This window comes from Halomonas sp. H10-9-1 (assembly GCF_040147005.1).
Taxonomy (GTDB): domain Bacteria; phylum Pseudomonadota; class Gammaproteobacteria; order Pseudomonadales; family Halomonadaceae; genus Halomonas.
In genome coordinates, this window is the sequence record NZ_JAMSHO010000001.1 from 142,594 (window position 1) to 164,688 (window position 22,095).

Annotated in this window: 21 protein-coding genes; 12 read left to right on the top strand and 9 right to left on the bottom strand. The window is 66.9% G+C overall.

From position 1 onward, the window contains the following. Positions 1–36 precede the first annotated feature (36 nt). The 11 genes from nirJ to NFH66_RS00750 all read left to right on the top strand — a co-directional run bounded on the left by nirJ (position 37) and on the right by NFH66_RS00750 (position 11,163). Positions 37–1,269 (top strand): heme d1 biosynthesis radical SAM protein NirJ, encoded by a 1,233-nt coding sequence (gene nirJ, locus NFH66_RS00700; protein ID WP_349607526.1) that lies wholly within the window; start codon positions 37–39, stop codon positions 1,267–1,269. 19 nt (positions 1,270–1,288) lie between these two features. Next, the gene (cobA, locus tag NFH66_RS00705; protein ID WP_349607527.1) at positions 1,289–2,125 is read left to right on the top strand and encodes a uroporphyrinogen-III C-methyltransferase; all 837 of its coding nucleotides are present in this window, start codon (positions 1,289–1,291) and stop codon (positions 2,123–2,125) included. Positions 2,126–2,145: 20 nt separating this feature from the next. Next, positions 2,146–3,720, top strand: a complete 1,575-nt coding sequence (locus tag NFH66_RS00710) for a cytochrome D1 domain-containing protein (RefSeq protein ID WP_349607529.1) — start codon at positions 2,146–2,148, stop codon at positions 3,718–3,720. A 199-nt stretch (positions 3,721–3,919) separates the two neighbouring features. Beyond that, positions 3,920–5,131 carry an NnrS family protein gene (locus tag NFH66_RS00715; protein WP_349607530.1) on the top strand — a complete coding sequence of 404 codons (1,212 nt, stop codon included), beginning with the start codon at positions 3,920–3,922 and terminating at the stop codon, positions 5,129–5,131. Positions 5,132–5,150: 19 nt separating this feature from the next. Beyond that, positions 5,151–5,537, top strand: coding sequence for a SirB2 family protein (locus tag NFH66_RS00720; RefSeq protein WP_349607532.1), 387 nt, complete (start codon positions 5,151–5,153; stop codon positions 5,535–5,537). A gap of 59 nt (positions 5,538–5,596) precedes the next feature. Then, entirely contained in the window at positions 5,597–5,917 is a 321-nt protein-coding gene (locus NFH66_RS00725; RefSeq protein WP_349607534.1) for a carboxymuconolactone decarboxylase family protein, read from the top strand. Positions 5,918–6,111: 194 nt separating this feature from the next. Beyond that, complete coding sequence (locus tag NFH66_RS00730; protein WP_161431681.1) at positions 6,112–6,564, top strand: c-type cytochrome; 453 nt, start codon at positions 6,112–6,114, stop codon at positions 6,562–6,564. 69 nt (positions 6,565–6,633) lie between these two features. Beyond that, a complete protein-coding gene (locus NFH66_RS00735) occupies positions 6,634–7,989 on the top strand; it encodes a cbb3-type cytochrome c oxidase subunit I (RefSeq protein ID WP_161431680.1) in 1,356 nt (451 codons plus the stop codon). Positions 7,990–8,044: 55 nt separating this feature from the next. Next, positions 8,045–8,857 carry a CbbQ/NirQ/NorQ/GpvN family protein gene (locus tag NFH66_RS00740; protein ID WP_349607535.1) on the top strand — a complete coding sequence of 271 codons (813 nt, stop codon included), beginning with the start codon at positions 8,045–8,047 and terminating at the stop codon, positions 8,855–8,857. 88 nt (positions 8,858–8,945) lie between these two features. Next, positions 8,946–10,892 (top strand): nitric oxide reductase activation protein NorD, encoded by a 1,947-nt coding sequence (locus NFH66_RS00745; protein ID WP_349607536.1) that lies wholly within the window; start codon positions 8,946–8,948, stop codon positions 10,890–10,892. Positions 10,893–10,944: 52 nt separating this feature from the next. After that, positions 10,945–11,163, top strand: coding sequence for a hypothetical protein (locus tag NFH66_RS00750; RefSeq protein WP_349607537.1), 219 nt, complete (start codon positions 10,945–10,947; stop codon positions 11,161–11,163). An 81-nt stretch (positions 11,164–11,244) separates the two neighbouring features. Here the strand turns inward: NFH66_RS00750 and NFH66_RS00755 are convergent, their stop codons facing one another. The 9 genes from NFH66_RS00755 to NFH66_RS00795 all read right to left on the bottom strand — a co-directional run bounded on the left by NFH66_RS00755 (position 11,245) and on the right by NFH66_RS00795 (position 20,563). Continuing rightward, positions 11,245–11,535 (bottom strand): hypothetical protein, encoded by a 291-nt coding sequence (locus tag NFH66_RS00755; RefSeq protein WP_349607538.1) that lies wholly within the window; start codon positions 11,533–11,535, stop codon positions 11,245–11,247. Between the two features lie 2 nt (positions 11,536–11,537). After that, positions 11,538–12,107 (bottom strand): cytochrome c oxidase subunit 3, encoded by a 570-nt coding sequence (locus NFH66_RS00760; RefSeq protein ID WP_349607539.1) that lies wholly within the window; start codon positions 12,105–12,107, stop codon positions 11,538–11,540. Beyond that, positions 12,104–12,568, bottom strand: coding sequence for a DUF4870 family protein (locus tag NFH66_RS00765; RefSeq protein ID WP_349607541.1), 465 nt, complete (start codon positions 12,566–12,568; stop codon positions 12,104–12,106). Before NFH66_RS00765 ends, NFH66_RS00760 begins: the two co-directional genes overlap by 4 nt. 103 nt (positions 12,569–12,671) lie before the next feature. After that, a complete protein-coding gene (locus NFH66_RS00770; protein WP_349607543.1) occupies positions 12,672–13,970 on the bottom strand; it encodes an MFS transporter in 1,299 nt (432 codons plus the stop codon). A 64-nt stretch (positions 13,971–14,034) separates the two neighbouring features. Beyond that, entirely contained in the window at positions 14,035–15,534 is a 1,500-nt protein-coding gene (locus tag NFH66_RS00775; protein ID WP_349607545.1) for an MFS transporter, read from the bottom strand. A 37-nt stretch (positions 15,535–15,571) separates the two neighbouring features. Beyond that, complete coding sequence (locus NFH66_RS00780; protein WP_349607547.1) at positions 15,572–16,027, bottom strand: universal stress protein; 456 nt, start codon at positions 16,025–16,027, stop codon at positions 15,572–15,574. A gap of 73 nt (positions 16,028–16,100) precedes the next feature. After that, positions 16,101–17,693: an MFS transporter gene (locus NFH66_RS00785; protein ID WP_349607549.1), complete on the bottom strand. Its 1,593-nt coding sequence runs from the start codon at positions 17,691–17,693 to the stop codon at positions 16,101–16,103. 276 nt (positions 17,694–17,969) lie between these two features. Next, a complete protein-coding gene (gene narL, locus NFH66_RS00790; RefSeq protein WP_349607551.1) occupies positions 17,970–18,635 on the bottom strand; it encodes a two-component system response regulator NarL in 666 nt (221 codons plus the stop codon). Beyond that, positions 18,632–20,563 carry a type IV pili methyl-accepting chemotaxis transducer N-terminal domain-containing protein gene (locus tag NFH66_RS00795; RefSeq protein ID WP_349607553.1) on the bottom strand — a complete coding sequence of 644 codons (1,932 nt, stop codon included), beginning with the start codon at positions 20,561–20,563 and terminating at the stop codon, positions 18,632–18,634. The genes narL and NFH66_RS00795 overlap by 4 nt, the downstream gene beginning before the upstream one ends. Before the next feature lie 171 nt (positions 20,564–20,734). Here NFH66_RS00795 and NFH66_RS00800 point away from each other — a divergent pair, with 171 nt between their 5' ends. After that, the gene (locus tag NFH66_RS00800; protein WP_023007076.1) at positions 20,735–22,006 is read left to right on the top strand and encodes an MFS transporter; all 1,272 of its coding nucleotides are present in this window, start codon (positions 20,735–20,737) and stop codon (positions 22,004–22,006) included. Positions 22,007–22,095: the final 89 nt, after the last annotated feature.

Below are 22,095 nucleotides of genomic sequence, written 5' to 3' on the forward strand. Positions count from 1 at the left end.
CCGCGGCGACTCGGCACCACACAGCAGGAGAACGCCATGTTCCGCGTCACCCGCTATATCAAGACCTTGATGGAGCCGGGCCCCCCGGGTCATGCAACGAGAGGGGCGGCCCGCAAGCCGCCAGGACCGGTGGTGATCTGGAACCTGATCCGCCGCTGCAACCTGACCTGCAAGCACTGCTACACCACCTCGGCGGATATCGATTTCGCCGGCGAGCTCTCCAATGCCGAGGCCCATGCGGTGCTCGACGACCTCGCCGCCTTTCGGGTGCCGGCACTGATCCTCTCCGGAGGCGAGCCGCTGATGCGGCCCGACATCTTCGAGCTGTCGCGTCGCTCCCGGGAGCTGGGGATCTACACCGGGCTCTCCACCAACGGTACTTTGATTACCGAAGACAACATCGATGAGATTGCCGACGTCGGCTATGACTACGTGGGCATCAGCATCGATGGTCTGGAGGAGACCCACGACGTCATTCGCCAGCGCAAGGGCGCCTTCCGTGAATCGATGCATGCGGTGAAGCTATGCAAGGAACGCGGCATAAAGGTCGGCCTACGCTTCACCCTGACCCGCGAGAACTACGAGCAGCTCGGCGATATCCTGGCACTGCTCGACGAGCATGATGTCGACAAGTTCTACCTCTCGCACCTCAACTACGGCGGCCGTGGCCGGCGCCACAGCAAGCAGGACGCCTGGTATCGCATGACCCGCGACGCCATGACCCGACTGTTTGACCACTGTCGCGCCGAGCTCGCGCGTGGCGTGGAGCGTGAGTACGTCACCGGCAACAACGATGCCGATGGTCCCTTCCTGCTGATGTGGGCCCGTGAGCACTTTCCCGAGCAGGTGGCGGCCCTGGAGCAGCGGTTGCTCGACTGGGGGGGCAATGCCTCCGGCGAGTATATCGCCAATATCGACAACCTGGGCCATGTGCACCCGGACACCTTCTGGTGGGACCACGACCTGGGTAGCGTGCGCAGCCGGCCGTTCTCCGAGATCTGGCGCGATACCCAGGACCCGTTGATGGTCGGCTTCCGCCAGCGCCCGCGTCCGCTCAAGGGGCGCTGCGCCGAGTGTCGTTACCTGCCGATCTGCAACGGCAATACACGGGTACGTGCCTGGAAGGTCAGCGGCGATCCCTGGGAAGAGGATCCCGGCTGCTACCTGACCAATGCCGAGATCGGCGTCGCCGAGAGTGGCGAGCGCCGGGTGGCGGCACCCTATTCCTCCCCACCCCATGAGGCCATCCAGGCCGTCGAGATCAGCTGAGGCTTGCGAGGATACCGCCATGCCGTCACACCGTGTTTCCTATGATCTGGCCGAGGCGCCGCTGGCGTCCGGCGAAGTGGCCATCATCGGCGCCGGCCCCGGTGATCCCGGCCTGCTGACCCTGCGCGCCCTGTCGTTGATCGAGCAGGCCGACTGCCTGGTCTACGACCGGCTGGTCTCCCGCGAGGTGCTGGCCCTGGCGAGCCCCAGGGCCCGGCGCTTCTACGTGGGCAAGGCATCGCGCTGCCATGCGCTGACCCAGGACGAGACCAACGCCCTGCTGGTGCGCCTGGCCAGGGAGGGCCGCCGCGTGGTGCGCCTCAAGGGAGGGGACCCCTACATCTTCGGTCGCGGTGGCGAGGAGGCCGAGGTGCTGATCGAGCACGGCGTGGGCTTTCGCGTGGTGCCGGGCATCACCTCGGCCCAGGGCTGTGCCGCCTACGGGGGCTTCCCGCTGACCCATCGCGACTTCGCCCAGAGCGTCACCTTCGTCACCGGCCACTGCAAGGGCGATGGCGACCTGGCCTTGAACTGGGCCACCCTGGCTGCCCCGCACCAGACCACGGTGTTCTACATGGGCCTGGCCAACGCCGAGCTGATCCGCCGCGAGCTGCAGCGTCATGGTCTGCCGGCCGAGCATCCGGTGGCCCTGGTGGAGCGCGGCACCACCCCCGAGCAGCGCCAGGTCATCACCTGCCTGGGCGAGCTGGTCGAGACCATCGAGAGAGAAGGGCTGCGCCCGCCGACCCTGATCGTGGTGGGTGAGGTGGTGCGCCTGGCCGATACCTTGGCCCAGCCCGCGGCGGAGGCGGCCGCCTTCATCGAGGGGGGCGCCCTGGAGCGGATTGCCCTGTGACAGCTCACGCACGCCCCGTCATGACATCGCGACTCCTGCCGCTGCTGGCAACCGCCATGCTGCTGCTGCCCGCGGCCGCTCCGGCCGCCAGCGATCCGGAGACCGAGGCGCTCTACCAGGCCCAGTGTGCCTCCTGCCACGGCGCGGACCGCCTGGGGGGTATCGGCCCGGCGCTGCTGCCGGGCAACCTGTCGCGTCTCAAGCTGGAGGCCGCCGAGGCGGTGATCCGCGACGGCCGCGTGGCCAGCCAGATGCCGGGCTTCGCCGACCAGCTGGAAGAGGCCCAGGTCGCCTCCCTGGCCGAGTGGATCTATCGGGAGCCCGACGTGGAGCCGCGCTGGGGGCGCGATGAGATCCTGGCCAGTCAGGTGGCGCATCACGTCGACGGCAGCCTGCCGGACACGCCGCGCTTCGATGCCGATCCGCTCAACCTGTTTATCGTGGTGGAGACCGGAGACCACCATGCCACCCTGCTCGACGGCGATACCTTCGAGCCGATTCACCGCTTCGCCACCCGCTACGCCCTGCACGGTGGTCCCAAGTACACCCCGGACGGGCGCTACGTGTTCTTCGGCTCCCGGGACGGCTGGGTGACCAAGTACGACATCTACAACATGCAGGTGGTGGCCGAGGTGCGCGCCGGCATCAACATGCGCAATATCGCCGTCTCCGGCGATGGCCGCTACGTCATGGCCGCCAACTACCTGCCCCATAGCCTGGTGTTGCTCGATGCCCACAACCTCGACCTGATGAAGGTCTACCCGGTGGTGGGGGAGAGCGGCGAGAGCTCGCGGGTCAGCGCCGTCTATGCCGCCCCGCCGCGGGGCAGCTTCATCGCCGCGCTGAAGGATATCGAGGAGGTGTGGGAGATCCCCTGGCCACTGCCCACCGAGCCGGTGGTCTCCACCGGTCATATGGCGACGCCGCTGGCATCGCCGCGTAGCCACGACACGCCCAACTTCCGGGTGCGGCGCATTCCGGTGCCGGATTATCTCGATGACTTCTTCTTCGACCTCGACTACGAACATGTCATCGGCGCCTCCCGAGGAGGGGAGAGCGGTGGCCAGGGCGGCATGGTGGTCAACCTGGACAGTGGCGAGAAGGTGGCCGACCTGCCCCTGGAGGGGATGCCCCACCTGGGCTCCGGCATCACCTGGGAGCACGAGGGGCGCCGCGTGATGGCGACACCCCACCTCACCCGAGCGGCGGTGTCGATCATCGACATGACCCGCTGGGAGGTGATCAAGACCCTCGAGACCGACGGCCCCGGCTTCTTCATGCGCAGCCACGCCAACTCGCCCTACGTCTGGGCGGATGTCTTCTTCGGCCCCAATCGCGACCGGGTGCACGTCATCGACAAGCAGAGCCTGGAGATCGTCGAGACCCTGATTCCCGAGCCCGGCAGGACCGCCGCCCACGTGGAGTTCGACCGCTATGGCGAGAAGCTGCTGCTCAGCCTGTGGGAAGACGATGGTGCGGTGATCGTCTATGACGCCGAGACCCTGGAGGAGGAGAAGCGTATCCCCATGAGCAAGCCCTCGGGCAAGTACAACGTCTGGAACAAGACGCGGTATGAGGAGGGCACCAGCCATTGATGGCTGTATGGCGGGAAGATAAAGCGAGAGGCGCCGGAAAAGCTTCGAGCGCCTGCTTGCTGCGATCACTCGGCGTCCTTGTGCTTGCCCTCTTGGGGGCGATCGATCAATAAGAAGTATTCTTGATACCTATCATGGAAGTCCTGGGCCCGTCGGCGCACAATGGCACTATCCAAGCGTCTTATACGGGTATCGCGACATGTCCTCCTCCCGCACCAGCCAGCCCTCCTTCGCACTGACCCAGCTCGCGGTAGCGCGCCTGGCCTTCCGTCCCTTCTTCCTGCTCGCCGCGCTGTTCAGCATCCTCTCCCTGGTGGTGTGGTTCGCCTTCTGGCACGGCGACATCCTGCTGCGCCCCCAGGGGGGGCTGATGTTCTGGCACCAGCACGAGATGCTGTTCGGCTTCGCCACCGCGGTGGTGGCGGGCTTCCTGCTCACCGCGGTGCAGAACTGGACCGGGCTGCCCAGCCTCAGGGGCGGGCCGCTGCTGGGCCTGGTCGTCCTGTGGCTGGCGGCCCGCGTGCTGATGGCCTTCCCCATGGGGCTGCCCGGCGTGCTGGTGGCGGCGGTCGACCTGGCCTTTTTGCCGGTGGTGGCCGTGGTGATGGCAAGCCTGGTGATCCGTGCGCGGCGCTGGCGCAACCTGATCTTCCTGCCGGCCCTGGGGTTGCTGACCCTGGCCAACCTGCTGATGCACCTGGGGGTGCTCTCCGGCAAGGCGGAGCTGATCCGCCCTGCCGCGCACCTGGCGGTGCTGCTGATCACCTTGCTCATGGTGGTGGTGGGCGGCCGGGTGATCGCCATGTTCACCGCCAACCGCCTGGGGCTGACCCGCAAGCCGCCGATTCCGGCCCTCGAGTATGCGAGCCTGGGCAGCGTGATGGCGGTGGTGATGGGGCAGTTGCTCATCGCCTTGGGCGTGCCGTTGCCCCCCGCACTGCTGGCGGCCCTGCTGCTGCTGGCGGCGCTGGCCAACGGGGTACGCCTGTCGCGCTGGGGCGGCCAGCACAGCTGGCGCGAGCCACTGCTGTGGGGGCTACACCTGAGCTATGCCTGCATTCCGCTGGGCCTGGTGATGTGGGCCCTGGCGCTGCTCGCCGGCAGCCGCGCGGATGCCGCGCTGCACGCCCTGACCATCGGCGGCATGGGCACCATGATGCTGTCGATGATGGCACGGGTCTCGCTGGGCCATACCGCACGCCCCATCCGCACCCTACCCGGCATTGGCGTGGCCCTCGCGCTGATGGTGGCCGCCGCCCTGCTGCGTTCGCCGGTGCTGGTGCTGTTCCCGCAGATCACCCACTGGACCTACAACCTGGGAATTATCTTCTGGTGCCTGGCCTATGGCATCTTCCTGTTCCACTATACGGGACCGCTGCTGGCACCTCGCGCCGACGGCAAGGATGGTTAGACACTACACGGAGCGTCCGATGGAATACTATTTCCTGGTCAAGCACCTGCATATCACCGCCGCCACCCTGAGCATCCTGTTCTTCATGCTGCGCGCCTTCTGGTCGGTACGCGAGGCACCGGTGCTGCAGGCGCGCTGGGTCAGGATCGCCCCTCACGTCATCGATACCCTGCTGCTGACGCTGGGCGTGGTGCTGATGGTCATGCTCTCGCTGTGGCCCCAGGAGCATCCCTGGCTGGCCGCCAAGCTGATCGCCCTGTTGATCTACATCGGCCTGGGCACGCTGGCCATCAAGCGCGGGCGCACCCCTGCGGTGCGCGGTGCGGCCGCGGTGGCGGCGGTGCTGGTGTTCCTCTACATGCTGGGTGCGGCCATCACCAAGAGCGCGCTCTCGTGGCTGGCGTGACGCCAGGCCGGTCGAGTGGCCTATACTGATGCCACATTCATCCGCAGAAGGAACTTGGCATGTCGAAACAGGATCTTCCCGCTGGCGCCGGCCAGGTGGCTGAGCACTACCCCGAGGTGTGGGACGCTTACGCCGAGCTGGGCCGGGCCTGTGCCGAGAGCGGCCCGCTGGACGCGCGCACTCGGCGCCTGGTGAAGCTGGCCCTGGCCGTGGGGGCCCGCTCCGAGGGCGCCGTGCACTCCCATGTCCGCCGCGCCCTGGAGGAGGGCGAGACCAGCGAAGCCCTCAAGCAGGTGGCCATGCTGTCGATCCCCACCTTAGGGTTGCCGCGTGGCGTCGCCGCCCTGACGTGGATCGAGGACATCACCGACGGGCGCTGAGCACTCGCCCCTGGCGACATGTTTCTCATCCCCTATCGCCCATACCTTTTTGCACTAATTGACCGACGTCAAAGCCTGAACCCCCTCTCTTCTGCTAGGCTTAACATGTATCGATAATGCATGTTAATAAATCGCCAGGCGTAACCCGTGGATTCCGCGACGCGCCTGCCAGACGAGCAAGGGGGGAAAGATTCATGGCCGACGGTCTCACCAAGTCGGCGGCCCGCAATATTTTCTATGGCGGGTCGCTGTTCTTCTTTCTGCTGTTCACCGCCCTGACGGCGCACAGCCACTGGTACATGGTCAACAAGTCCACCGACAAGGAGGGGCTCACCGAGTCTGTCGTGGAAGGCAAGCACATCTGGGAAAAGAACATGTGCATCAACTGCCACAGCATCATGGGCGAGGGCGCCTATTTCGCGCCGGAGCTGGGTAACGTCTGGGAACGCTACGGCGGCCACCAGAACCCCGAGGCGGCGCGTGCCGGCCTCGCCGCGTGGATCCGCGCCCAGCCGTTGGGCACCCAGGGCCGCCGCCAGATGCCGGCCTACGACTTCAGCGACGAGGAGATGAACGCGCTGATCGACTTCCTCGAGTGGACCGACGGCATCGACGACCAGGACTGGCCGCCGCACCCCGCCGGCTGAACCACCTGAACGCCGGATCGCCGGACCGCCGGATCGCCGGACCGGGATGAATCAAGGAGAACGACACCAATGAAATATGAAACCCAGAAGGTGGCCCTGCCATTCTTCATGGTGGCCATGGCGCTCTTCGCGCTGCAGATCGTCTTCGGGCTGCTGGCTGCCTCTGTCTATGTGTGGCCGAACTTCATGGCCGAGCTGATGCCCTTCAACATCATGCGGGTCAGCCATACCAACCTGCTGATCGTGTGGCTGCTGATCGGCTTCATGGGCGCTACCTACTATCTGATGCCGGAAGAGGCCGAGCAGGAGATCCACAGCCCCACCATTGCCTATATCCAGCTGGCGATCTTCGCCTTTGCCGGTGCCGCGGCGCTGGTCGGCTACCAGTTCGGGATCCACGAGGGTCGCGAGTTCCTCGAGCAGCCGTTCTGGGTCAAGGTGCTGATCACCATCTCCTTCCTGATGTTCCTGTTCAACACCAGCATGACCCTGCTCAAGGGGCGCCGCACCGCCATCAACCTGGTGCTGATGCTGGGCCTGTGGCTGGCGGCGGTATTCTGGCTGTTCGCCTTCTACAACCCCTCCAACCTCGCCGTGGACAAGCTCTACTGGTGGTGGGTGGTGCACCTCTGGGTCGAGGGCGTGTGGGAGCTGATCATGGCCTCCCTGCTCGGCTACCTGCTGATCAAGATGACCGGCGTCGACCGCGAGGTGATCGAGAAGTGGCTCTACGTAATCGTCGGCCTGTCGCTGTTCTCCGGCCTGCTGGGCACCGGTCACCACTACTACTGGATTGGTGCGCCGAGCTACTGGCAGCCCATCGGCAGCATCTTCTCCACCCTGGAGGTGATCCCCTTCTTCGCCATGGTGGTGTTCGCCTTCACCATGTTCTGGAAGGGCAGCCGTAACCACCCCAACAAGGCCGCCATGCTGTGGGCGCTCGGTTGCCCGACCGTTGCCTTCTTCGGCGCCGGCGTGTGGGGCTTCATGCACACCCTGCACTGGGTCAACTACTACAGCCACGGCACCCAGGTCACCGCGGCCCACGGCCACCTGGCCTTCTACGGCGCCTACGTGATGCTGATGCTCGGTATCATCAGCTTCGCCATGCCGCAGCTGCGCCGCGTGCAGCCCTACAACCAGGTAATGAACATGTGGGGCTTCTGGATCGTGACCGGCGCCATGTGCTTCATGACCTTCACGCTGACCTTTGCAGGCGTCGTCCAGACCCACCTGCAGCGCGTGCTGGGCATGAACTTCATGGAGGTGCAGGACCAGCTGGTGCTGTTCTATGGCATGCGCCTGGGCTCCGGCATCGCCGTGGCCATCGGTAGCGGCCTGCTGCTCTACGCCTTCTTCGGCCCTGCCCGTGAGCAGGTTCCCGCAGGCGGGACTCAGCTCACCGCTGGCGCCGACCGCGCCTGATCACCCGAGGGCCCCGCCAGGGGCCCTCTTCGATTGACCCACACGGAGTTTCGCCATGACCCTCTCCCCCGCGGCGGCGCAGCCCGCCGACCAGGAGATTCCCTACTACGACAGCGTGGGCAACGAGTGCGCCATGTTCGAGCACGCCTACGAGCAGCGCCTGCCGCTGCTGCTCAAGGGCCCCACCGGCTGCGGCAAGACCCGCTTCGTCAGCCATATGGCCGCCAAGCTGGGCAAGTCACTGTTCACCGTCTCCTGCCACGATGACCTCACCGCCGCCGACCTGACCGGCCGCTACCTGCTGCAGGGTGGCGAGACACGCTGGGTGGATGGCCCGCTGACCCGCGCCGTGCGCGAGGGGGGCATCTGCTACCTGGACGAGGTGGTGGAGGCGCGCAAGGACGTCACCGTGGTGCTGCACCCGCTCACCGACGACCGCCGCCTGCTGCCGCTGGAGCGTACCGGCGAACTGCTCGAGGCACCGGACGACTTCATGCTGGTGGTCTCCTACAACCCCGGCTACCAGCACATCCTCAAGTCACTGAAGCCCAGTACCCGCCAGCGCTTCGTGGCGATGTCCTTCGATTTCCCGCCGCCCAGGGTGGAGCGCGATATCGTCGCCCGCGAGAGCGGCCTGGACCCCGAGCGCTGCAGTGCTCTGGTCAACCTGGCGGCCAGCCTGCGTGCCATGAAGGGCCAGGACCTGGAGGAGGGCGTTTCCACCCGCCTGCTGGTCTACTGCGCCACCCTGATCCAGGCCGGCATGCCGATCCGCGATGCCGCCCGCGCCACCCTGGTGGAGCCGCTCTCCGATGATGCGGATGTCCAGGAGGGCCTGATGGAGGCCATCCAGGCCACCTTCGGTTGATGAGATATTTCTTGAAGGAAGGGGCGCCGGGGGCAAGCCGAAGAGGAGGTCCCCGAATCAGCCCCTTTCGATACCCGGGAGCTTGATCATGCTGGACTTTCTTGAGGTCGAGGAGACCGTCGGCCGTTTCTGGCACCGCTGGGCCTCCGGGGCGGTGAGCTACCCCGATCACCCCGAGGCGGCGGTCAGCCTCGAGAGCCTGCGACCCATGCTGGGGGTCTTCTTCCGCGCCGGCGGTGGGGAGCAGGGCATCGAGGTGGCGGCCATCGCCCGGCGCGCCTCGGCTCACCGGCTGAGTCTGCGTCAGCGCCTGGGCCTCGACGAGGAGGCCCTGGACCAGGCCCGACGCGACGAGGAGAACCTGCTGCTGCCGCCACGCCTGGCGCTGTTCCCCGAGGCTTCCCTCAACCGCGACCTCTACCTGTGGCTGACCGCCTATCTGGCCGAGGCGCGGCCGCTGAGCTATCCCGACGATCCCCTGCAGGCCGATCTGGCGCGGCTGCGTGAGGCACGGCGCACCACTCGTGCCGCCCTGGCGCGCTTCCCCGGCCTCGCCGAGCGCTATGTGCGGCTGTGCGGCGAACTGCTGACCATCCGGCCGCAGCGCAAGCGCCTGCCGCCCAGGGAGGCGGCCCTGGAGTCCGCAATATGCGCCGAGCTGGGTGCTCCCGACCCCGAGGAGGCCTGGGCCCTGGCCATGCAGCGCGCCATCCGCGAGAGCGACTTCCCGCTGGAGGAGTTCCGCGCGCCACGCGGCTATCGCCCGCCGCTGCCGGTACCGCTGTGGGGGCAGGCGGTCACTCTGGGCACCCGCGACGGCGCCCGCGAGCAGAGCGTGGACGATGACGAGGAGCTGGTCAGCGCCAGCAATTCGCCCGACGATGACCATGGCAAGCGCCAGGCCGACCGCCGCGAGCAGGACCAGGCCGATCGCGACGACCCGCTGATGCTCAACAACATGGAGAAGATGCTCTCCTGGGCGGAGATGGTGAACCTCAATCGCCATGTGGACGACGAGGAAGAGGAGGAGGCACGCCAGGCGGCCGACCAGATGGACGAGATCGTGCTCAGCTCCAACCGCAAGAAGGCCTCCTCCCGGCTCAAGCTCGATCTCGATCTGGCGCCCGACGAGGCCGTTGGCGGCCGCCTCAAGGGCAAGCACCCCTACCCCGAGTGGAACCACCGCAAGCAGGCCTACCTGCCCGACCATTGCGTGGTGCTCAGCGACGTGCAGAGCGAGGAGGGCGAGGACTGGGCGCCCGATGAAGCGACCCGCCGGCGCATCCGCCGCGTGCGTCGTGAATTCGAGGCGCTGCGCCCGCGGCGCGAGATCCTGCGCGGCCAGCTGGATGGCAGTGAGCTCGACATGGATGCGGTGATCCGCTCGCGCTGCGACCTGGCCGCCACCGGTGAGGCCAGCGACCGCCTCTACATGGCCAGCCGCACCCAGGCCCGCGACCTGGCGGTATCGATCCTGGTGGATGTCTCGCTCTCCACCGAGGCGTGGCTGCAGGACCGCCGGGTACTCGACGTGGCCAAGGAGGCGCTGCTGGTGCTGGGTCACGGCCTGGCCGGCTGTGGCGATGACTATTCGATCCACAGCTTCACCTCCCAGCGCCGCCACAAGGTGTGGGTCAACACCCTGAAGGCATTCGACGAGCCCATGGGCGAGCGGGTCACGCGGCGCATCTCGGCCCTGCGGCCAGGTAGCTACACCCGCATGGGGCCGGCCATTCGCCACCTGACCAAGCAGCTGAGCGAACGCCCCAATCGTCACCGGTTGCTGCTGATGCTCACCGACGGCAAGCCCAACGACAACGACTACTACGAGGGGCGCTACGGCATCGAGGATACCCGCAAGGCGGTGCTCGAGGCGCGGCGCCAGGAGGTGCGGGTGTTCGGGGTGACCATCGATCGTGAGGCGGGGCAGTATATTCCCCACCTGTTCGGCCGCGGCGGCTACGCCATCGTGCAGCGCCCGGAGCACCTGTCGCTGGCCCTGCCGGGCATCTACCGCCAGATCATTGCCACCTGAGCCCTTTTGATTTGAACCATCGCCAGTCGAACCACCGCCGAGGAAACGCGCCATGACCCTTCGAACCCGACTGATCCTTGCCGCGGCGGCCTGGTGCCTGGTCGCCGTGGCCCTGGTGCTGCCGCTGGTGTGGCTGATCAACAACCGCGACTGGGGCATCGGCCTGATGCTGCTGACCCCGTTCCTGGTCTATGCCCTGATGCGCCTGGGCCGAGCCCTGGAGGCCTGGGCCCGGGCGAGCACCCCGCCGGAGCATCCGCAGCGGCGCTAGCCCCCCTCAGGGGCCGGAACCACACGACGGCGAAGGGCCTGCGCATGCAGGCCCTTCGGCATTCATTAAGAGCGGAGAGCGTCAGGTAAAGCGCGCCACCAGATAGCCGGCACCGATCAGCGCCAGGGTCAGGATCACCAGGCCCACGAAGGCGCCCTTCCAGGCCGAGGTGGCCATGCGCAGGTTGAGGTAGACCATCAGCAGGCGCTGGGCCTTGAAGGCGGTGGCCAGAATCACCAGGGCCGCCGACCACAGCGGCAGCGTCTGCCAGTCGTCGGCGTCGCTCAGCGCCGAGAGCATCGACACCAGCGTCAGGCCCATCAGGATCGCCCAGGTGGTCAGCAGGCGGCGTGTGCCGGGCAGTGCGGTCATGGTTACCTCAGCAAATAGAGCAGTGGGTAGAGCAGGATCCAGATCAGGTCGACCATGTGCCAGAAGGCGGCGGCGGTCTCCACGTTCTCGAGGCTGGTGCGCCAGCTGACCAGGGCCAGCAGCGCCAGGCCGAACAGCACATGGGCGAAGTGGAAGGCGGTCAGGCCGTAGTAGAAGCCGAAGAAGGTGTTGGTGTCCGGGGTGATCCCCACGGCGAACTTGCTCGAATACTCGACCACCTTGATCACCCCGAACAGCACCCCCAGCCCCATGGAAGCGGCCAGCCACTGCCGGGCGCGACGGATGCGCGCCGCGGCGCAGGCCTCCACCGCCAGCGCCACGCACAGGCCGCTGGTCAGCAGTACCAGGGTGTTGAGCCCGCCCATCAGCGGGTCGAGCTGCTGCTGGGAGGCGTCGAACAGCGTCACCTGGGCGGCGCGTTCGGCGGCATAGAGGGCGAAGAACGCCATGAACACCAGCAGCTCGCTGAGGATCAGCACCCAGATCAGCGGGTTGCCGGGCAGGGCAGAGAGTGGTCCCCAGCCGGGGTTGGGAAGGTCGTGTTCCCTCATGCGTCGCTCAGGGTCACCCGGGCGCCGCCGAAGGCCAGGCTGCGCGGGTTGTCTATCGGGCGATTGGAGGTCAGCCGGGCGATGCCCACGGCGCAGCGCCCCACCATCCAGACCATGCAGGCGGTGAAGTAGAGATAGCCCATGGCCCAGGGCGCCATGGGCGGAGTGCCGACCAGTCCCAGCAGCTGCCAGGTGGCGATGAAGGCGCTGCCACCCAGCACCCCCAGCCAGAAGGTACGGATCTGGAACTGCAGGTGGCTCTGCACCCAGGGTTCGGCGCCGGGGCGCTTGAAATGGGCGATCAGTACGGCGATGGGGGCGGTGATGACCGCCAGTACGCTGCCCAGGAAGAGCATGTAGACGATGATGGCGGCACCGCGCCCGCGAGACTGCTTGCCGGAATGCGCGCCCTCGATGTGGTGGCCGGAATCGACGGCTGGGAAGGCCGGAGGGGTGGACATGATGGGTCCTCGCTTGACAGGCGGCCGGCCCTGACGGACCGGTCTAATGATGTATTCAGGATACTACTATAGCGCGAGGCCTTGCGGAAAGCCTTGGCCTGGATCAACTCTTGGCCGGACTGGTTGTGGTGAGCCGGTTCTCGGCAGGCTTGCCCGGATGCTGCTCGTCGCGGGTCAGCACCGGTACGCGCCGCTCGGTCCACCACATCCAGACGATCGAGACCAGGGTCACGCCGAAGCACAGCATCCACACGGTGGTGGCCACGCCGGTGATATCCACCAGGGCGCCGAACATGATCGGCAGCAGGAAGCCGCCGACGCCACCGGCCAGGCCGACGATGCCGGAGACCAGGCCGAGGTTCTCGTGGTACTCGTTGGAGAGGTACTTGAACACCGAGGCCTTGCCGATGCCCCAGGCGATGCCCACCACGAACAGCGCCGCGGTGAACAGCCACACCGGGATGCCGAAGCCGAACTCCACTACCCCTTCGCCGCCGGCACCGGCCACGCGGTACTGGGTCTCGGGGTAGGACATGATGAACAGCGCGATCAGGCTGGCCCACATGCAGGCCCAGGTGACGGTGTGGGCGCCGAAGCGGTCGGAGAGCCAGCCGCCGAAGGCGCGGATCACCCCGGAGGGCAGCACGAAGATGGTGGCGATCAGCGCCGCGACCTGGATGCCGAGGCCGTACTCGCCCATGTAGTAGCGGGTCAGCCACAGCGAGACCCCCACGTAGCCGCCGAACACCACGGAGTAGTACTGGCAGTACTTCCACACCCTGGGGTCGTTGAGCACCTTGAGCTGGTCGCGCAGCGAGACGCTGCTGGCGCTGCGGTGGGCCGGGTTGGAGTAGGTGAAGAACCAGAACAGCACCGCGGTGATCAGCATGATGCCGGCGTAGATGTTGGGCACGGCCTGCCAGCCCAGCACCACGATCACGGTGGGGGCGATGAACTTGGTCACCGCGGCCCCGGCGTTGCCGGCGCCGAAGATGCCCATGGCCAGGCCCTGGCGCTCCTTGTCGAACCACTTGGCGGTATAGGTGATGCCCACCGAGAAGGAGCCGCCGGCCAGGCCGACGAAGGCGCCCAGCACCAGCAGCTGCCAGTACTGGGTGGCGAACTGCACCAGCCAGATGGCCGGCACGATCACCAGCAGGATGATGAAGAACACCGGGCGACCGCCATAGCGGTCGGTCAGCGAGCCCAGCGGCAGCCGCGAGAGCGCGCCGGTGAGGATGGGCACCGCGGTGAGGATGCCGAACTGGGTGCCGTTGAGGTCGAGCTGCTCGGCGATCGGCACGCCGATCTCGCCGAACATCGTCCATACCATGAAGCACATGGTGAAGGCGAAGGTGTTGGCCACCAGCACCGAGTATTGCTTGAAGCGTTCAGAGGCCATGCTTGTCTCCTTGCGATACGGCCGATGGCCGGCTAGTGCCGGCCATCGGGCTGGAGGAACGGGGTCAGGCCTTGCCTTCGGCCTTAAGCTGCTCCTGTTCGGCGATCATGCGATCGACTGAGGAGATGTGGTACTCGTCGGCGAACGCACCCTCAGGCTCCTTGAGCCACATGAAGCAGACCAGCCAGCTGAAGAAGGCGCCCGCCGCCAGGATGTAGAAGAATTGGGTCGGGGTGACGAAGGTGAAGACTGTCAGGTAGACCACCGCCCCTACGTTGCCGTAGGCGCCGGCCATGCCGGAGATCTGGCCGGTGATGCGGCGCTTGATCGACGGGATGATGCCGAAGGTGGCGCCTTCCGAACCCTGCACAAAGAAGGAAGTGAAGATGGTGATGGCGATCGCCAGGATCAACGGCCAGCTCTCGTCCATCATCGCCATCAGAGTGAAGCCGATGCCGATACCGAACATGTAGCTGAGCATCACGAAGCGGCGGTTGCCCATGCGGTCGGAGACGGCGCCCCCCATGGGGCGAGCCACCAGGTTGACGAAGGCGAACGACGAGGCGATCAGGCCGGCAGCAGCGGCGGACAGGCCCCAGGTCTGCTCGAAGAACATCGGCAGCATCGAGATCACCGCCAGCTCGGCGCCGAAGTTGGCGAAGTAGGTGGTGTTGAGTGCGGCCACGCTGTTGAAGTGGTACTTGTCGTCCTCCGGCACACCCTTCCTGAGGATCGGCACATTGACGCGGATGATCTGCACAATCTGGTAGATGACGACCGCCAGGATGGCCAGGTAGGCAATAACTGCGGCGGTGGTGGACATGAAGCCCATGTTCTGGATCCGCCAAACCAGAATCGCCAGCACGCCCACCAGCGGGATGGTCCACAGGATCAGCTTATACATGTCGGCCCAGCTGCTGACCTCCATGGCCATCGCCTTGCGGGTCTTGCGGTGGGCTGTGGCATCGGGGCCATCGGTGATGGCGAACCAGTAGAAGACGCCATAGGCGGCCATCACGAAGGCGCTCTGGGCGATGGCCCAGCGCCAGCCCTCGTCGCCGCCGTACCAGACGATGGCGATGGTGGGCAGGGTCATGGCGGCGGCGGCGGAGCCGAAGTTGCCCCAGCCGGCATAGAAGCCCTCGGCGAAGCCGATATGCTTGGGCTTGAACCACAGCGCGGTCATGTGGATACCGACCACGAAGCTGGCGCCTATGGAGCTGAGCACCAGGCGAGAGACCAGCAGCTGGGTCATGGTGTTGCCGAAGGCGAACGCCAGGGCGGGAATCGCCATGACCACCATCAGGATGGAGAACACGCGGCGCGGTCCGAAGCGGTCCAAGGCCATGCCGACGATGATGCGCGCCGGGATGGTCAGCGCCACGTTGCAGATGGCGAACAGGCGGATGTGGTCCTGGGTCAGCCAGTCGACATCGCGCAGCATGCTGGTGGCCAGCGGCGCCATGTTGAACCACACGTAGAAGGTGATGAAGAACGCAATCCAGGTCAGGTGCAGGGCCCTGATCTCCGGCGTGCGTACCTTGAAGAGGTCAGCGACTTTCATGGTCGTGTCATCCTTATCGCAAGGCCAGAGGCCGCGATCAGCTGGGCAGGATCATTAGGGGACATTCGGCGCGGCGGGCCAGGAAGGAGCTCACGCTGCCGAAGGTCATGTAGTCGAGCTCATCGACGAAGTAGCTCAATGACTGGGCGATGAAGCCGCCGTCGGGTTTCTGGCTGTGGCGAGCGATCACCAGGATGTCCGGGGACAGACGCTTGGTGGCATCGAGCAGCATCTTGCGAGCGTCGCCCTCGGCGATGACCAGCTCCGCATCGAGGCCCTCCTTTACGGCCACCTCGACCGCTTCCTCGAGGTCGGCCTTGAGCTCGCGATACTCCTCCTGGAAGAGGTCCTCGTTGGCGTCGGTGGTGTCCCTCGGGTTCTCGGCGACACCCACCAGCACGATCAGCGGCGACATGGCGTGAAACAGGGTGATGGTTCTGGCCAGTGCGAGCTTGGCATTCCGCGAACCGTCATAGGCGATCATGATCTTCATCTAGCACCTCCAGCATTTGAGGTAGAGGCGGGGTGGCCGGGAGGGCCGGCCACCGGGCGTGGGGTAAGGTGGATCAGGGGTTCTTCACGTAGGCGTTCTTGCGCAGGTAGAACCACCAGTTGACCACCAGGCAGAGAGCGTAGAAGACCGCGAAGCCGTACATGGCCATCTCCGGGGTGCCGGCCTTGATCTGCTCGCCCATCACCCGCGGGGCGATGAAGGCGCCGTAGGCCGCGACGGCGGAGGTCCAGCCCAGCACCGGGCCTTTCTGCTGGAGGTTGAAGATGAAGCCGATGCTGCGGAAGGTGGAACCGTTGCCGATGCCGCTGGCGGCGAACAGCACGATGAACAGCAGCAGGAACATCCAGAAGTACTGGTTGGGATCGGTGGCGTTGTAGGCCAGCATCATCACGTAGCCCACCGCAGCAGACGCCAGGACCATCACCACCGAGATCGCCTGGGTGACGATGGCGCCGCCCACCTTGTCGGAGATCCAGCCGCCTACCGGACGGATCAGGGCGCCCACGAAGGGCCCCATCCAGGCCCAGGTGAGGGCGCTGGGGGCGTCTGGGTTGGCGACTCGGGTCACGGTACCGTCGGCGGCGACCTCCATCATGTTGCCGAAGATCACCGAGATGGAGAGCGGAAGCGCCGCGGAGAAACCGATGAAGGAGCCGAAGGTGGCGATGTAGAGCACCGTCATCGCCCAGGTGTGCTTGTTGGAGAAGATCGCGAACTGCTTCTGGATGTTGGGCTTGATATCACCCGGGATCAGGCGCAGTAGGAACAGGGTCAGTACGATGGTCAGCGGCAGGGCGAGCCACATGTTGAGGAAGCCCAGCGCCACCACGCCGACGATGGAGGTCACGATGCCCACGGCGTAGAGGCCCAGGATCTTGCCGAAGGCCTGCAGCGGCGTGCCGGGGTTGGGGGTGATGGCCCTGATGTTGTTCATCCCAAACCAGCCGGCGAAGGCCAGCGGAATCAGGAAGACCAGCCAGATGAAGCCGGCATTCTGGATCCAGGTATCGGTGCCCGCTTCGATACGCCCGATCAGAGTGCCGCTGGCCTTCTGCAGCTCCATGGGGTCGCCGCCCAGGGCGCCGAACAGGCCCACGGTCATCACCAGCGGGATCAGGATCTGCATGGTGGTGACGCCGAAGTTGCCGAGGCCGGCGTTCATCCCCAGCGCGTAGCCCTGCTGCTTCTTGGGGAAGAAGCTGGAGATGTTGCTCATCGAGTTGGCGAAGTTGCCGCCGCCGATGCCGGAGAGCAGCGCCAGCGCCTGGAACACCCAGAAGGGGGTGTCCGGGTTCATCAGTGCGATGCCGGTGCCCAAGGCAGGCACCATCAACAGGGCGGTGGTCAGGAAGATGGTGTTGCGCCCGCCGGCGATGCGGATCATGAAGGAGGCGGGGATGCGCAGGGTGGCCCCGGCGAGGCCGGCAATCGCCGTCAGGGTGAACAGCTGGTCCACCGTGAACGGGAAACCCAGGTTGCGCATCTGGGTGGTGATCATTCCCCACATCAGCCACACGGCGAAGCCCATCAACAGGCTGGGGATGGAGATCCACAGGTTGCGGTTGGCAACCTTCTTGCCCTCCGACTCCCAGAACTCCTCGTTCTCGACATCCCAGTGTTCGATGTCGGCATTCTTCCTGGTCATGGCGTTTCCCCTCAGGTCTGCGTTATTCCGGTGGCCCTGATATCGGTTGATCGATATCAAGGTGCTGGAACTGTTGGGGGAAAGATACGCCTGAGCCCGCGGGCGCGAAACGTGCCGCCACGGGCCGGAAAGGGGAAGACTACCTCCAGAGGGGTAGAGGGGTGTTTTGTGTAATGCCTTGTTTTATTAGGGTTTGTGTCGCCGGCGGGGTGGTAGAGGTAGGGCGCCGGCGGGCCCCGGGGTATTTGGAGGTATCCACACAGAACCGGGTGCGGTTTAGCGGTCGATCCCCTCCTGCACCGCCCACACCGCCGCCTCGACCCGCGAGCGCAGGTTGAGCTTCTTGAGCAGGTGCTTGACGTGCACCTTGACGGTGCCCTCGGTGATCTCCAGCTTGCGGGCGATCATCTTGTTGGAGAGCCCGGCGGCGAGCTCGCGCAGGATCTCACGCTCGCGCTGGGTGAGGCTGTGGATATCAGGCGCCGCCGGCTGGTTGCGCTGGCTGCGCAGCGCCTCGGCGAGCAGCGCGGTGAGGCTCTCGCTGATCACCATGCGCCCCAGGGAGGCCTGGCGCAGCTGGCGCACCATCTCGTCGGGATCCATGTCCTTGAGCAGGTAGCCGTCGGCGCCGCTGCGCAGGGCATTGACCACATCCTCCTCGTGGTCGGAGACGGTGAACATCACGATGCGCCCGGCGTAGCCCGCGTCGCGCAGGCGGCGCAGCGTCTCGATGCCGTCGAGCCCCGGCATGTTGAGGTCGAGCAGCACCATGTCGGGGTCCAGCTCGGCGGCCAGGCGGATGCCCACCTCGGGTTCGCCCGCCTCGCCGGCAAGCACCAGGTCATCCTCCAGCTCCAGCAGCTGGGAGACCCCGCGGCGCAGCAACGGGTGGTCGTCGATGATCAGGATGGTGGCAGGGCTGTCGGCGGCGGTGTCGGTCATCCTGGGGTCCTGTCGTCGGGTGAATCGGTGGTGATGGCGCTGTGCGGGTCCACGTGGCTTGCCTCGGCGCTGGCCTGCTGGTGGATCAGGCGCGCGGTCTGGGGCGTGAAGATCAGCTCGACCCGGGTGCCCCCCTGGGGGCGATTGCTTACCGTCATGCGGCCGCCGAGGGTGTCGGCGCGGTCGCGCATGATCACCAGGCCGTAGTGCATCGGCGGCGAGTCGTCGTCCTTGAGGCCCACGCCGTCATCCTCGATGGCGACGTGCAGCCGCGCCGCCTGGAAGCCGATGGTCACCGCGGCCCAGTGGGCATTGGCGTGCTTGTGCACGTTGGCCAGCGCCTCGCGCACCACCTGCAGCACGTGGATCTCCTCGTTGGGATTGAGCAGGTGGGGTGGCACGTCCACGGAGAGCGACACCGGGAAGCCCAGGCGCTCGCCGAACTCCTCGGCGGTCTGGCGCAGGGCGCTGGCGAGCCCCGGCCCCTCGAGCTTGAGGCGGAAGGTGGTGAGCAGCTCGCGCAGCTGGCGGTAGGCGCTGTCGAGCCCGGTGCGTAGCTCGTCGAAGACCGCTGCCTGGGTCTCCCGCGGGGCCTCCTTCTGCTGCATGCGCTCCAGGCGCGCCACCTGCATCTTGAGGTAGGAGAGCGACTGGGCCAAGGAGTCGTGGAGCTCCCGGGCGATGATGGTGCGCTCGTTCATCAGCGTCACCTGCTGCTGTTCCTCGATGCGCCGTTGCAGGTAGACCGCGGTGGCCAGCTGGTCCGCCAGGGCGTTGAGCAGGCGGCGCACGCTGTCGGAGAGCGGCCGCTCACGGGGGTGCCACACCTCCAGGGTGCCGAGCATCAGCTCGCCGACGCTCACCGGCAGCAGCAGGCACTCGCCCTGCCGGGTGGCCTCCAGGCGCAACGGCTGGGGGTCGATCAGGCAGGCGTGGCAGTCGTGGTCGCGGCAGTACTCCGGTCGCCGCGCCGAGTGGGTGGCGAGTATGGGGATCTGGCGGTCGTCGTGGGGGTCGTTGAGCGACAGCCGGATGGGTCCCACCTCGAGCAGTTGCTCGAGGTGGCGCAGCATGGGGGCAGCGCTGGCGCAGAGGTCGTTGCCGCCGCCGTAGAGGGCGCGGCTGCCGTCGTGCATCACCTGCATGGCGCGATTGCTGCGCTCCAGCTCCACCTTCTTGCTGGAGGCGCGCGCCTCCAGCTCTGCGTAGCTCGCCGCCAGCTCCTCGGCCATGCCGTCGAAGGTGCGCCCCAGCAGGGCAAGCTCGTCGCGGCCCTCGAGGTGCGTGCGATAGGCGAAGTTGCGTTGGGCGGCCTCTCGGGCCAGCACCACCAGCTGGCGCAGCGGCGCCACCAGGTTGTGGCGGATGTCGTAGAGGGCGATGGCCACCACCACGGCGGTCAGGGCCAGGAAGAGGATCTGCAGGGCGCTGAGCAGCTGGATCTTCGACTCGCTGTTCTGCTCGAGCAGGGTGACCAGGCGGTCGATGTCATCCACCAGGCCATCCAGCGTCTGGCGCAGGGCCTCGACCTCGAGCCCGCCGTCGTCCAGGGTGCGGTTGACCTCGGGGGCCAGCGCCTCCTCCCAGCGGGTCTGCAGCAGCCGGTACTGTTCCCACAGGGCATGGTCGCCGGCCCCCGGCAGGGCATCGATCAGCTCGGGGCTTTCCAGGCGAGCCTCGAAGCGCGCCATCAGCGCCTCGACCCGCTGCCGCTGTTCCGCCGTCGGGCGCTGCTCGTGGCGCTGCAGAGCGGCGACGATCTGGTAGGTGTTCATGCGCAGCGAGCCGGCCATGTTGATGGCGGCGGCGTCGCCACGGCTGTCGCTGGCCACCGTCATGGTGACCACGATGCTGACCAGCGCCATGGCGCTGATGGCGAGCAGCGAGGCGACGATGCGCGCCACCAGGGAGTGTTGCAGCAGTTTCATCGAGTCGCAGCCGTCAGGGGGAGTGGCTCGGGGCGAAGGGGCCCCCATACCAGGCAACCTAGGCAGTCTACTACACCCAAGGGGGTAGGGAGGATACCTCCGATGCCCCTTTGACCCCCAGGGGGCGGCTACTGAGACTTCTCTCCACTCCCATCGTTTCCATGGCCCCCGATGACCGCCCCCCCGGAACCCGCCGCCGTCGGCTACCGACCGCTCGTGGTGATGCTGCTGTCGCCGCTGGCCTTCGCCCTGGTGTTCGCCAGCTGGACCCTGTTCGCCGTGCTGGGGCTGGAGCTGCGCGCCCTGCTGGGGCTGGACGAGTTCGGCTTCGCCCTGCTGCTGGCCACGCCCATGGCCGCCGGCGCCCTGGCGGCGCTGCCCATGGCGGCCCTGGCACGGCGCTTCGGCGGGCGTCGGGTGATGGTCGCCAGCCTGCTGCTGATCTGTCCCTTCCTGTTGGCGGTGGCCCACTCCCGGCTCTTCCCGCACTTCCTGCTGGCCGGTGCCGGCCTGGGGCTGGGGGCAGGGTCGCTTTCGGCCGGGCTGGTCTATGTCGCCGAGCTCTGCCCGCGCCGCCACGTCGGCCTGGCGCTGGGCCTCTACGGCGCCGGCATGATCGGCGCCGGGCTCTGCTACCTGCTATTGCCGCTGGTCAGCCAGGCCTACGGCTGGCGCAGCGCCCCGCTGCTGTTGCTGATGCCGGTGCTGGCGGTGGCCGCGCTGCTGTGGCTGTTCGCCGACGATCCCGAGGCGTCGGGCCCGGCCGGTGACGAGGCGTCGCCGCCCCGGGCGCTCGGCGCGCTGCGGGAGTGGCCATCGCTGCTGCGCCACTGGCATCCCTGGCGCCTGGCGGTGGTCTACAGCTTCTTCTACGGCGCCTTCGTGGCGCTGACGCTGTGGCTGCCGGGCTATCTCGGCGCCCAGTACCAGCTGGGGCTGCGCGAGGCGGCGCTGCTGGCGCTGCCCTTCCCGCTGGCGGTGGGCCTGGGCCAGGTGGCGGGCGGCGCCTGGGGCGACGTGCGCGACTTCCGTGCCCTGCGCTGGTGGGTCAGCGCCTTCGTGCTGGTGTGCCTCTTCCTGCTCTCCTACCCCCCCTTCACGATGCGGATCGAGGGGGTGGAGCGCATGCTCACCCTGCGCTACACCGCCCCGCTATGGGGCTTCCTGGCGCTGCTGGTGGCCATGGGGCTGGCCATGGGGCTCGGCCAGGGCAGCCTGATGCGCATGATCCATCGCGACCACGGCGACCAGATGGCGCTGGTGGGTGGCCTGTCGCTGGCCCTGGGCGGCCTGTTCGGTGCCCTGCTGCCGCCGGTGTTCGCGCTGGGCAACAGCTGGGTGGGCATCCGCACCGCGGGGTTCATGTTCCTCTACGCCTCCCTGGTGGTGTGCATGCTGGTGATGGTGTGGGACCACGCCAGCGGCCGAGGGCGGCGCGCCTGACCCGTCATGCGGGCTATCTCCCCGGCGATGGCGGCGTCTATCCCCTTGGGGGTAGACGAGGGGTATATGGAGGTAACCAGGCAGTATTC